Annotated in this window: 10 protein-coding genes; 7 read left to right on the forward strand and 3 right to left on the reverse strand. The window is 44.8% G+C overall.

Annotated features, from left to right (window positions below; genetic code table 11):
* Window positions 1-499: 499 nt before the first annotated feature.
* Genes AC1IR0_RS11255 through AC1IR0_RS11280 form a run of 6 tightly spaced genes read left to right on the forward strand, consistent with a single transcriptional unit; the run spans window position 500 to window position 9966 of the window.
* Window positions 500-2257, forward strand: coding sequence for an ABC transporter substrate-binding protein (locus AC1IR0_RS11255; protein ID WP_409654641.1), 1758 nt, complete (start codon window positions 500-502; stop codon window positions 2255-2257).
* Window positions 2258-2279: 22 nt separating this feature from the next.
* Entirely contained in the window at window positions 2280-4082 is a 1803-nt protein-coding gene (locus tag AC1IR0_RS11260; RefSeq protein WP_409654638.1) for an ABC transporter substrate-binding protein, read from the forward strand.
* Between the two features lie 20 nt (window positions 4083-4102).
* On the forward strand, window positions 4103-6109 hold the full coding sequence (locus AC1IR0_RS11265; RefSeq protein WP_409654635.1) for a M3 family metallopeptidase: 2007 nt from the start codon (window positions 4103-4105) through the stop codon (window positions 6107-6109).
* 12 nt (window positions 6110-6121) lie between these two features.
* Complete coding sequence (locus AC1IR0_RS11270) at window positions 6122-7060, forward strand: ABC transporter permease (RefSeq protein WP_004279216.1); 939 nt, start codon at window positions 6122-6124, stop codon at window positions 7058-7060.
* 7 nt (window positions 7061-7067) lie between these two features.
* Window positions 7068-8219, forward strand: coding sequence for an ABC transporter permease (locus AC1IR0_RS11275; protein ID WP_409654632.1), 1152 nt, complete (start codon window positions 7068-7070; stop codon window positions 8217-8219).
* Between the two features lie 10 nt (window positions 8220-8229).
* A complete protein-coding gene (locus tag AC1IR0_RS11280; RefSeq protein ID WP_409654629.1) occupies window positions 8230-9966 on the forward strand; it encodes an ABC transporter ATP-binding protein in 1737 nt (578 codons plus the stop codon).
* Between the two features lie 56 nt (window positions 9967-10022).
* Here the strand turns inward: AC1IR0_RS11280 and rluB are convergent, their stop codons facing one another.
* The 3 genes from rluB to AC1IR0_RS11295 are packed head-to-tail and all read right to left on the reverse strand — an operon-like array spanning window position 10023 to window position 12498.
* Window positions 10023-11075 (reverse strand): 23S rRNA pseudouridine(2605) synthase RluB, encoded by a 1053-nt coding sequence (gene rluB, locus AC1IR0_RS11285; RefSeq protein WP_004646093.1) that lies wholly within the window; start codon window positions 11073-11075, stop codon window positions 10023-10025.
* 41 nt (window positions 11076-11116) lie between these two features.
* The gene (gene scpB / locus AC1IR0_RS11290) at window positions 11117-11707 is read right to left on the reverse strand and encodes an SMC-Scp complex subunit ScpB (protein ID WP_005104832.1); all 591 of its coding nucleotides are present in this window, start codon (window positions 11705-11707) and stop codon (window positions 11117-11119) included.
* A complete protein-coding gene (locus AC1IR0_RS11295; protein ID WP_004279221.1) occupies window positions 11704-12498 on the reverse strand; it encodes a segregation and condensation protein A in 795 nt (264 codons plus the stop codon). Before AC1IR0_RS11295 ends, scpB begins: the two co-directional genes overlap by 4 nt.
* A 503-nt stretch (window positions 12499-13001) precedes the next feature.
* On the opposite strand from AC1IR0_RS11295, the gene AC1IR0_RS11300 reads away from it, so the two are divergent.
* A complete protein-coding gene (locus AC1IR0_RS11300; protein ID WP_004279222.1) occupies window positions 13002-13481 on the forward strand; it encodes a hypothetical protein in 480 nt (159 codons plus the stop codon).
* The last annotated feature ends 20 nt before the right edge of the window (window positions 13482-13501 follow it).

Below are 13501 nucleotides of genomic sequence, written 5' to 3' on the forward strand. Positions count from 1 at the left end.
ATATTTAATGAATAAGAAAGGAATCTAAAACTGAAAGAGAAATTGAATAAAGTTTAATCATGGTGCATAATTTTTACATAAAATATACAATATTTTTTTAAAATAAATTATTTATAATACAAGTACTTGTGTTTATTTATTGTTTACCTAAAGGTATACAATAGTGCAATAAGATGAAACAGGGTTGAGTTATTTTTGTGCGAAATGAACTTCAGTAAGAATTTTGAGGATAAAAATTTAATTAATGATTCATGGAAAATATTATGTTATTGATAATGTTTTAAATGATTAATAAAAATAAGCTTTTTTGAGTTAATAACAGGAAAAAAACGTTATTTTTTGAGGATGGCATGAAATTCGCTTTGTTCAGTTTATTCCATCTGTCCAGCTTTGACCCATCCATTGAAGCAAATATGGGATGATGTGTTAAAGACTTCCTATAGCAATTAAAACTTCAAGATCAAGAATAGGTACAAATTTGAAATCATCATTTTTCAGTATGACAATTTTGGCCTTGGCCATGACTACGGGGCAAACCTCCTGGGCAAAATCATCTGCACATCCGGATAAAGTTTTAAACTTGGCTTTCGAAGCGCCTGATGATGGTTTTGATATGGTCAAAACCTATAATTTTTATAGTGGTAGCGTGGCTGAGGCCATTTTTGAGCCTTTGTTGCGTTATGACTATCTGGCCCGGCCTGCAATTTTGGCCCCAAATACCGCCGAGTCTTTACCCGTGGTTGAACAGGATGGCAAAGTTTATACTTTTAAAATCAAGCCAGGAATTTATTTCAGTCCGGATCCGGCCTTTCAGGGCAAGAAGCGTGAACTGGTCGCCCGGGATTATATTTATTCCATGCAAAGGGTGATGGATCCAAAAAATCATTCACCTTCTTTTTCCTTTATTGAAGGCAAAATTCTTGGCGCAGATCAAGTCATTCAGCAGGCCAAAAAAACGGGTAAATTTAACTATGATGCTCCGATTGCCGGTTTAAAAGCTCTAGATAAATATACCTTACAAATTACCTTGACCCGTTCAGACCTGAATTTTCCTTACATTCTGGCCTATGTTGCTTTTAGTGGTACCGCACGGGAAGCGATCGAACATTATGGTCATCGGGCAGGTCAGCATCCGGTTGGAACAGGGGCGTATCAGTTACACAAATATGTGCCGCGTAGCCGTATTGAACTGACTGCCAACCCGAATTATCGCGGTTTTGTCTGGAACTTTAAGGGCGATGGTTCCGAATGGGATCAACGTATTGTCAAAGCCATGCAAGGCAAGCAGATGCCGCAAATTGGCAAGGTCAAAATCAGTATTATTGAAGAGGAACAGTCTCGCTGGCTGGCTTTAAAGTCTGGACAACTGGACTATGACAAACTCACTGCGAGCGGCGCCGAACAGGCACTGGAAAATAAGCAGCTGAAAAGCGAATACAAGAAAAAAGGCATCCTGCATTATCCGAATAAAGAACCGGAAATTACCTATACCATCATGAATATGCGTGATCCGTTAATTGGTGGAAATTCACTGGAAAAAATTGCCTTACGTCGTGCTCTCGCCTTGTCCTATAACCAGAAAGAAGCCATCCAGCAGTTGTACAAAGGTCATGCCGATAAAGCTGAAATGATTTTGCCAGAGGGCGTGGGTGGACATGACCCGACGTATAAAAGCAGTATTACTTATAACCCATTACTGGCCAATAAACTGCTCGATCGTTTTGGCTACAAGAAAGGAGTCGACGGTTACCGCACCTTGCCTGATGGCAAACCATTGGTTCTGAAAATGAACTCGACTAGCTCAAGCTCTTCCGTTATTTCTGCGGAGCTATGGAAAAAGAACCTGGATGCAATCGGGGTAAAAGTTGAATTTAAAGTCAGTAACTTTGCCGACAATTTAAAAGAAGCCACTCAATGCAAACATATGATGTGGGGTGGCGCCTGGATTGCAGATTATCCGGAAGGGGAAAACTTTGCCCAGTTGCTGTATGGCCCAAATGCCCAGCAAGGTAACCTGAGCTGCTATACCTCTAAAGCCTATGACGCGCTGTATCAAACTGCGATGAAACTGCCGCCTCAGCAACGCACTCCATATTATGAGCAGATGAACCGCCAGATGGAGGCCGATAATCCATGGATTCTGCACAATACCCGGGTACGTAACTGGCTGATTCACCCACAGGTACAGGGCTTTAAGGCACATCCGGTGACTAGAGCAGTTTGGCAATATCTGGATATTGAACCTGTTAAAAAATAACTTGAGAAGATTAAGAACCAGTATGAATGTGAATACAAACGCTTTAAAAAAGCTGGCCAGTGGTGTCTTAATGGCCAGTTTAATGATGGCCGGTGCTGCACCCACATGGGCTGCCAATCCCGCCAATCCAAATAAAGTCTTAAAAACGGTCTTTCCCGCGGCTGAAACCGGTTTCGACCCCGGTTATATCCATGACCGTTATTCGGCCAAGATTAACTCGGCGATTTTCGAAACCTTATATACCTATGATTATCTGGCTTCCCCAGCGAAACTGGTGCCATTGACTGCGGTAGATATGCCTCAGGTCAGTGCAGATGGTTTGACTTATACGATTAAAGTTAAAAAGGGCATTTACTTTGCGGATGATCCGGTCTTTGGCGGTAAAAAACGTGAACTGACTGCCTATGACTATGCTTATTCTCTAAAGCGTCTCTTAGATCCAAAGCTTAATTCACCAAATAGCTGGTTGCTGGATGGTCGGATCAAAGGGCTGGAAGCATGGACAGCCATGGCCAAAAAAAATGGCAAAGTCTATGAAAATCCATTTGAAGGCATTCAGACTCCAGACCGCTATACGCTGGTACTCAAGCTGAATAATCCAGATCAGAACTTTCCGATGTTGCTGGCACACGGCCCGGCTGCTGCAGTCGCCCGCGAAGTCATTGAAAAGTACAAAGACAAAGCTGGCTGGGTGATGAGTAAACCGGTCGGTACAGGACCTTATGTGCTTAGCCGCTGGACACCGGGATCACGCATTATCTTAAAGCCGAATCCGGCTTACCGTGGTTTTGTATGGAATTATAAAGCCAATAGTGCAGAAGACCAGGCGATTGTCAGTGCGATGCAGGGCAAAAAAATGCCTCAAATCGGCACTATTGATGTGCGTATTATTGAAGAAGCGCAATCACGGATGCTGGCATTTAAGAAAAATGAACTGGACCTGCTCGAAATTGAGGGCGATATCGTCGTGCAGGCCCTTGATGGCGATAAATTAAAGCCTGAGCTGGCCCAGCAGGGGGTGAAGCTGTCACGTATTTTAGAGCCCTCCATTAGTTACCATTACTGGAATATGCAAAACCCGGTCGTGGGTGGTTTCGCACCAGAAAAAATTGCCTTACGTCGTGCCATGGCGATGGCATTTTCTGTGGAAAACATGATCAATGTATTACTTAAGGGAGATGGAGCAAAACTGCACATGCCTATTCCCCCAGGAGTAGCAGGCTATTCACCGTCCTATAAAAGCAGTATTCCCTATTCAGTCAAAGCAGCCAACATGTTGCTCGACCGCTATAACTACAAGATCAGTGCAGATGGCTGGCGAAAGACGCCTGAAGGTAAACCTCTGGTGATTGAACTGATTACTGGGAATACCAGTCGGGGCCAGCAGCAGGGTGAATTCTGGAAAAAGACCCTGGACAGTATCCATATTCAGCTGACCAGTAAGGCCATGCCATTCGCTGAAGGCATCAAGCTGGAAAAGCAATGTAAAACCATGTTTAAGAGTTCTGCATGGATTGCCGATTATCCGGATGCTGACAACTTTATGCAGTTGTTCTATGGCAAGAATATCAATGTCACCAACAATGCCTGTTTCAAGCATCCTGAATTCGACCGTCTATACGAACAAACCCAGAGCATGCCGCCTGGACCGGAGCGTGATCTGCTCTACCGCAAAATGACCCGAATTCTGGAAGTCAACATGCCGACCCTGATGCTCTATAGCACCTACCGTAACGCTTTGACTCAACCCCAAATTATTGGACATAAGTCCCATCCGATTCTGTCTTCAGAATGGATGTATATCGATATTAATACGAAAAAGTAAGAAAAAATCTGGAGATGAATATGAAATCAAAATCTTTAAAATTAAGTACCTTATGTTTAATGATGATGGGGGGATATCAAGGTGTAGCGGCAGATACCCAAGTACAGCTGCTGCCATTATTCAAGGCTGCAGAAATTCCGTCTTTATGTGATGCCAGTCTGGCCTCCATGCAAAAAGATATCCAGATATTTGAAAATAAGAAAATTAAAAATAAAGCCAAGGCAGGGCCTTATCTGGCTGAATGGGATGAGTTGCATGCCAAAGCCCGGGATTTCGGTGCAGCAGTAGGGCTGTACAGTAATGTCGATCCAGATCCTGCATTGCGTCAGGCAGCCGATGACTGTGAACTTAAAATCAGCAAATACCAAACCACCCTGTATCAGAATCCTAAACTGTATGGACAGTTCAAAAAACTGAAAGCCAGTGATCCGATTGATCAGAAATTTTTAGAAGATATTCTGGAGCAGTTTGAGAACACCGGGGTGCAACTCAGTGCAGAAAAACAGAAACGACTGAAAGAAATTATTGAAGAAAGTACCAAACTGGGACAGGACTTTTCCAAAAATGTGCGGGATAACCCTGAAAAAGTTGAATTTACTCCAGCTGAAATGAAAGGCCTGCCAGAAAGTTACATCGCAAATTTAAAGAAAAATGAAAAGGGCAATTATCTGCTCGGCTTTGATTATCCGGAATACCAGCCTTTTATGGAGCTGGCAGAAAGTGATGAAGCACGCAAACGTTACCAGACCGCTTACACGCGTCGCGGGACCGAACAAAACTTGCAATTCATGAAAAAAGCCATTGATCTGCGTTATGAAATGGCACAACTTTTTGATAAGGAAAGCTATGCTCATTCTGCGCTTGAATTCCGTATGGCCAAAACTCCTGAAGCAGTGAACGGTTTTCTGGATGAGGTTTATGCCAAAGTTGCACCTCTAGAAAAGCAGGATGTAGAACAATTACGCCAGTTCAAGGCTGAAACTTTAAAAGTTCCGTTAGAGAAAGCAGAAATTACACGCTGGAATCAGGGTTATTGGAGTGAAAAACTGCGTCAGGCCAAATACAAGGTAGACCAGGAAAAATTGCGGGATTATTTCCCGACAGAAGCATCGCAAAAATGGTTATTCGCTATTTCTTCGGAACTCTATGGCATTGAGTTCAAGCCGGTGAAAGTCAAGGCCTGGCATGATGAAGTGGAATATTATGCGGTACATGACAAAGCAACGGGCGAATTCTTGGGCGGATTATATGTCGATAAATACCCGCGTGAAGGTAAATATGGGCATGCAGCTGTCTGGGGAGCTTATGGCGGCAGTACCCTGAATCAGCGTCATCCGGTATCGGTACTGGTGACCAATTTTAACCGTAAGGGCTTGAACAGCAACGAACTGGAAACCTTTGTGCATGAAATGGGGCATGCCTTGCACGGGATTCTATCGAAAACCCGTTATACGGAGCAGTCTGGTACCTCGGTAGAGCGTGACTTTGTAGAAGCACCATCACAGATGTATGAAGAGTGGGCACGCCGTCTGGAAACCTTGTCAAAAGTAGCGGATTACTGTGAGCCGGTATGTCCTCGCGTGGATGCTGCCATGACCGAGCGCTTAAAGAATGTGAAGAATTATGGTCGAGGCCTGCATTACGCCCGTCAGGCTTTATATGCCCAATATGATATGGCCCTGCATGGTAAAGATGCAAAAAATATTGAGCCTTTAAAACTCTGGCAGGATATGGAAGGTAAAACTGCCTTGGGTTATGTCAACGGTCAGCAGTTCCCGGGACAGTTCGGACATCTGATGGGCGGCTATCAGGCAGGTTACTACAGCTATATGTGGTCTGAGGTCATTGCCCTGGATATGCTTTCCTCCTTTGGCGATCAGCTGATGGACAAGAAAGTCGGTGCGCATTATCGAAATACGGTTCTGGCTCAAGGTGGACAAAAGCATGGCGAGCAAATGGTGAAAGACTTCTTGGGTCGTGATCCGGACAGCAAAGCTTTCTTTAATGAAATATCTGGAAAAAATTAAGGAAGGCAAGCGATGCTGGCATATATTATTCGACGGCTTTGGCAAATGATCCCGACCATGCTCGGGGTGATTTTGCTGATATTCCTGCTGTTTAACTGGGTAGGTGGAGACCCTGCCTATATTCTGGCCGGTAAAATGGCCAATGCGGAACAGATTGAGAACATCCGTCAGCAACTGGGTGTGGATCAACCGTATTACGTACAACTCTGGATCTTTATCAAGCAGATTTTAACCTTTGATTATGGAGTGAGCTGGAGCACCGGGGAGTCGGTGGCACAGATTATTACCACCCGTTTGGGGCCCTCACTGACCATTTTGATTCCACTGACCATTCTGCAAACTATTATTTCTATCATTTTGGCTTTGGGGGTGGCTTCGGTTCGTGGTTCTTTGACTGATCGCATGATCATGATGCTGTGTACGATCGGTATGTCGATCAGTATTCTGGTATACATCATCGTGTTCCAGTATTTCCTGGCTTATGAATTGAGCTGGTTTCCGGTACAGGGCTGGAGTGATAATTTCGCCGATAATCTTTTCAAATATGCCTTGTTACCTGTGCTGATTATGTTGGTGGTAAGTATTGCACCAACACTACGCCTGTATCGTAGTTTCGTACTGGATGAAGTTAATCAGGACTATGTACGTACTGCGCGTGCCAAAGGCCTGGGTGAAAACCGTATCATGGGCGTGCATGTCTTGCGCAATGCCTCGATTCCGATTATTACCGATGTCATGGCAGGACTTCCGGCACTGCTGATTGGTGCTTTCCTGATCGAACGTTTTTTTGGTATTCCTGGAATTGGCCGTGAAGTCATTATTGCGGTAGAACGTTCCGATTTTCCTGTGATTAAAGCCATTACGGTCTATGTCGCTGCTGCGACCATGATATTCAACCTGATTGCCGATCTGATCTATAAATGGGTCGATCCGCGTGTACAGTTGAAGTAGGTGAATTATGCTGAGTGCGATATTTAAAAAAGAACAAGCGGCTGAAGCAGCACCTGAATCGGCTTCAACAGGATTATGGCAACTGGCCATGCGCCGTTTGAAACGTGACCGGATTGCCATGTTTTCCCTGTATGTGGTGCTGTTTTATCTGCTGCTGCTGGTACTGTCAATGAGCGGCCTAATTGCCAAAGACTGGAATAAAGAAGTGGCGGTCAGCTATGCACCGCCGAGTTTTATCAGTGCAGCGCCAGTTCCGGTTGGATCTGATGCAGAACAGGGTACAGAATCTGTTGCTGTACCGGTCAATCCAGTTGATCCTTTAAAAGATGTCATTGCTGAATTGAATGCTGAAATTGCTGCTGAGCAGGGTGCTGGTGCGGGCATCGATTATTATGGCGTGGTCGATCCGCTGGCAGAAGACATGAAGGCCATTAATCAGGAGCTCGGCGGCCAGCTGATGGATGAAAGTGGGGAACTCAAGCAAAGTCTAGTCTTCGGTGCAGATAAATGGGGGCAGGATGTTTTACAGAAAACCATTAAGGGGGCTGAAACCTCGATTCTGGTTGGATTGATTGCAGCCTTTGTCGCTGTACTGATTGGGACTGCACTGGGTGCAATAGCAGGGTATTTTGGTGGTTGGGTCGATGATGTCCTCAACTGGTTTTATAATATCTTTACCTCGATTCCCTATCTGTTGCTGGTTTTGGCGATTGCCGCAGTGTTACAGCAGAAAGGTATTTTATCAATCATCCTGATTTTAGGTCTGACTGGCTGGACCGGGGTCTTCCGTTTGGTTCGTGCCGAATACATGAAACATACAGCACGTGAATATGTGCTGGCTGCCAAGGCGATTGGCGTGAGTAATATGCGTCGTATGTTTGTCCATATTTTTCCCAATGTCAGCCATATTGCCCTGGTGCAGATGTCTATTCTGGTGGTGGCATTTATCAAGTCTGAAGTCATTTTGAGCTTCCTTGGTTTCGGTGTGCCTATCGGGGTAGTGTCATGGGGCAGTATGCTAAATGAAGCGCAAAGCGAGTTGATTTTGGGTAAATGGTGGCAACTGGCGGCAGCCTCAATCGCCATGGCGGTATTGGTGACTGCATTCTCGATGTTTACCGATGCACTCCGTGATGCATTAGATCCAAAACTGAAATAGGAGCGCAACGATGTCTGAAATCAATCCAAGCACAGCACCTGCGCTACTTCGCGTAGAAAATCTGCGAGTCAGTTTTAAAGGTGAAAATAAAGAATATATTGAAACCGTAAAAGGAGTTTCTTTCGAGATTCCGGCCAATACCACGGTTGCACTGGTAGGCGAATCGGGAAGTGGCAAGTCGGTCACTTCCCTGGCCACTATGGGCCTGCTTCCGGCAGAAAGCGCACGTATTTCAGAAGATAGCCAGATTATCTTTGAAGGGAAAAACCTGCTCAAGCTTAAAACCCGTGAAATGCGCCAGATGTGTGGCAAAGACATTGCCATGATTTTTCAGGAGCCGATGTCTTCGCTAAATCCGGTATTTACAGTAGGCATGCAGATTGCAGAAATCCTGCAACTACATTTGGGCATGAATAAAAAACAGGCGCGGCAACGTACCCTGGAGCTGCTCAAAGAAGTGGGGATCCCTGCGCCAGAAACTAAAATTGATGCCTATCCGGGGCAGCTTTCCGGTGGACAGCAGCAACGCGTCATGATTGCCATGGCCATTGCCTGTGAGCCTAAACTATTGATTGCAGATGAACCGACCACCGCTCTGGATGTGACTATTCAAAAGCAGATTCTGGACTTGCTGGAATCGCTGCGTCAGCGTCGCCAGATGTCGATGCTGTTTATTACCCATGATTTAGCATTGGTTGGTGAAATTGCCGATCAGGTTATTGTGATGCGCCATGGGGAAATCCGTGAACAAGGTCCGGTTCGGGAGGTGCTGGACCGGCCTCAGGACATGTATACCAAAGCCTTGTTGCACTGCCGCCCGCAACTCTCGCAACGTCCGCTACGTTTGCCGATGATTAGTGATTTTATGAAACAGGATGGCTCAACCTGGCTGGAAGATATCCGCCTGAATACTCAGCTTCCGAAACGTTCACGTGGACTAAAAGGCGGAGAGGAAATTATTCTGGATGTACGGGATCTGAAAAAATCTTTTTATAGTCGTAAAGGACTGTTTGGCAAAGATGAGTTTCAAGCAGTAAAAGGAGTTTCTTTTCAGCTGGCTAAAGGCAAGACCTTGGGGTTGGTCGGGGAGTCCGGTTCGGGTAAAACCACTATTGGCTTGTTGCTGATGCGTCTGCAAAAGGCTACGGGCGGTAAGGCACTGTTTCAGGGTCGGGACATTCTGGACATGTCGGAACAGGAATTTACCCAGTATCAACGTAAAATCCAGATCATTTTCCAGAATCCCTATGCTTCTCTGAATCCGCGCTTTACCGTAGGGCAAATCCTGATGGAACCGATGCAGATTCACAAGATTGGTCAGGATGATGCCGAACGCAAACAAATGGCTCTGGATTTGCTGGAACGGGTCAGCTTGCCTGCTCAGGCTTTTTATCGCTACCCGCATGAGTTTTCCGGTGGTCAGCGTCAGCGGATTGCAATCGCACGTTGCCTGACCTTAAAGCCTGAGATTTTGATCTGCGATGAATCGGTCTCGGCACTGGATGTCTCAGTACAGGCGCAGGTGCTGAATTTACTGCAAGATTTGCAGGATGAATTCGGACTCAGCTATATCTTTATTTCACATGATTTGTCGGTAGTGAAATATATTTCAGATCAGATCATGGTGCTGAATCATGGTGAATTGGTGGAAATCGCCAATTCAGATGAATTGTATCAATCTCCACAGCATGAATATACCAAGCGTTTACTCGGTGCCATTCCGCAAGGGATTCCACAAAGTGCCTGATGCATAAGGCATAAAAAAAGTCAGGCAATGTGCCTGACTTTTTTTATTTATCTTAATTAAAACTTTTTAAAGCCTTTGTTGATACCGTATGGACGACGCGGCGCATTTTCATCACGCTCTTCACGACGACCAAAGCCTTGATCCGGACGGTTTTCACGACGCACAAACTGAGTGCCATTCTGGTTTTCAGCTCTGTCACGACGACCATAAGCATTGTCATCACGACGCTCACGGCCAGTATTATTTTGTGGTTGCTCATCACTGTCACGACGTTGCTGACGCAAGAAACCGCCACGGCGTGCAGCCATCGGCTTGTCCTGCATACGTTCATTACGGCGTTTCGCCATACCAAACAAACCAGTACCTTGACGTGGTTTCAATTCCACAGCTTTGGTCAGGTTGTCGATATCGTTTTTATCCAGTTCAATCCAGCGACCGGTACGCAGTTCGCGTGGCAAAATCACAGTACCATAACGGGTACGCAGTAGACGGCTGACTTTCAGGCCTTGTGATTCAAAGATACGACGTACTTCACGGTTACGACCTTCTTTTACTACCACCTGGAACCAACGGTTGATCCCGTCACCACCGAGTTCAGAGAAAGATTCGAATTTTGCCGGACCATCGTCTAGCACCACGCCTTTGAGCATGTTGTTACGAATTTGTGGTGTAACTTCACCCATGACACGAACTGCATATTCACGTTCGATTTCATTCGATGGGTGCATCAAGCGATTCGCAAGTTCACCATCATTTGTGAATAAAAGCAGACCGGTCGAGTTAATATCCAGACGACCCACCATTACCCAGCGATCGCCCGGAATAGCAGGCAGCTGTTCAAATACAGTCGGACGGTTTTCAGGATCGCTACGTGAGCAGATCTCGCCTTCAGGCTTGTAGTAAATAATGACACGACGACGGATTTCGTCTTCAATCTGGAAGGCAACTTTACGACCATCGATGCGAAGCTCATCACCTGGTTCGATTCGTTCACCCACTTGGGCAATTTGCCCGTTGACACTTACACGACCCGCGGCAATGACTTCTTCCATATAACGGCGAGAACCCAAACCAACGCGTGCAAGCACCTTTTGCAACTTTTCACTCATGACAGCATAACCTTAGAAATAATTATCAACAGTTCACCTATTTATGACTTCGGTGCATTCGCATCGAGGGCCATAAAAGCTTCCTTGGCATCCTGCAGGGGAGGCAATTGGCCCAAACTATTCAGGCCAAACGCATTTAAAAATTGTGGCGTTGTCATTAACAACGCAGGTCTTCCAGGGAGTTCACGAAATCCAGACTCTTTAATCCAGTTCCAGTCAAACAGCGTACGCAAGTTTTGACTGTTATTCGTGACACCACGAATCTGTTCAATATCCGCTCGAGTCACTGGCTGGTGATAAGCAATCACAGCAAGTGTCTCCAGTAATGAAGGCGACAAGCGAGCCGGTCGCTCAGGCCAGGTCTGTGCAATAATATTACGATATTTTGCACGCACTTGAAAACGATAACCTTGTGCTGTTTCAATCAGTTCAATTGAACGGCCATGCATCAGCATGGAAAGTTGTTGTAAATACTGACGTAATTCCTGCTTGCTATAGCGATCCTGAAAAGCTTCTTTCAGACGAGCCAATGAAACCGCAGAGTCGCTGGCAAAAATAATGGCTTCAAGCTGCATCAGGACTTCATGCAGATTATCTTCTGCAGATAACAGCGTATTTTGATCGAGTGTCATTGACTGGCTCCTTGAATTGCGAGCGGGGCTTCAATACCTGTAGCAATAATCTGAATTTTTTGTTGTCGGGTCAGTTCCAGCACCGCCATAAAGGTTACCACCATACCCATACGGCCTTGGCTCGGTTTTAACAAGTCCTTAAAGCTGAGTATTGCACCAGTTTCAATACAACTTTCAATATAGGCAATACGTTCTTCCAGCAGTACCGGTTCCTGTTGCACCTGATGAATCACGGGTTCAGGACGATTAAATATACAAAGCAAGGCATCACGCAATAAATCGCTTGAATAGCCTTCATTCGGCTGCTGGATTTCGCCCAAACTGACGTTGGTGGTGAAAGTGTCACGTTCCAGAATCGGCATCTGGCCCAGACGTTCTGCTGCCTGTTTAATTCTTAAATAATTTTCTAAACGGTCAATCAGTTCTTGTTTTGGATCCTGTTCAATCGCAGTCAGGCTTTTCGGTTTCGGCAAAAGCAAACGTGATTTCAGATCTGCCAGTAAGGCCGCCATCACCATATAGTCGGCCGTCAGCTCGATGTTCAGGGATTTCATCGCGTCCATATAAGACAAATACTGCGCTGCAATCGGCGCGATATCGACCTGTAACAGATCAAAACCGTTTTTTTGAATCAGGTAAATTAAAAAGTCGAGTGGGCCTTCAAAATGTTCTAATAAGATTTCAAATGCCGCTGGAGGAATGTACAGATCCTCTGGAATTGTATCCTGCCATTCATCCAGAACCCGAATGTGCGGAGCAGATTCCATAGTGTTATGGATAATTTGAGTCATTACAATTATAGGCCACGCGAATTTTCAAAGGCATGCAAAGGCTTGATTTTCGGTATCTGATCGAAAGAAAAGCACAGGATTAAGCGTTGTCATTGTACTGGAAAAGTAACTTTAAATAAATTAAATAAGCCGTCAAAGCCATAAAAACTTAAAAAAATAATGGAATTTATCTGCGATTTTAAAATAGCACAAAGGAAAATGGCAGAATCGGGCGGGAAATGCAGCGGTGATTTTCATGCTAAATTGGCTCTTATAATTAAGCTTATCTGGTAGATGATGCCAGTTGATTCACTTCAAAACTCGATCAATACAGTGATTCTCCTCAAAAGAGTAAATAAGCTAGCTGGCAGATATCGAATGATTTTTAAACGGATTTTCCATTAAAAAACATAAAATTAATAAGTATTAATAAAATATTTCCCCGTAATTTTTGGTCAAAAATACCGCTATACTCTCGAAAAATAGTCAAGAATCACAAAAATCAATAAAACGGTGAAGAAAGCATGCCACTTATTCTGGTTGTTATTGGGATGATCGCATTCGGGGGATTTTGGGCTTATCCCAAATATCAGATTATGCAGCTTGAAGATGAAGCACGCACAGGACTGAAATCAGGCGGATTTTCAGCTTTTGCGGAACAGGCCCGACCTGTCATGCAGGCCATGAAAATGGATTTTAGTGTGCTGGACCAATATCCCAATATTCGTTTTTACATGCGGCATATGGCTTATGAGGGCGACCAGCTGGATGAGCGAATTAAACTGGATATGCAAGCCATGTCTTGTGAGTCGATCAATTCCTTTAAAGTCATGGAACCCAAAGCACGTACGGCGATGCTGAATGTACTGGAAGATGATCAGATCATTTTTCATGTGTATCTGAAAAATAAACTGGGTGAAGAGCTCATGCATCATGAACAGAAGCTATCGCAATGTCCAAATTTCATTGCGGTTCGTCATTATGAACGTAGTTCAGATTCCTAAACTGTCTTTGCCAGCCACTG

This window comes from Acinetobacter sp. 129952 (genome assembly GCF_056642055.1).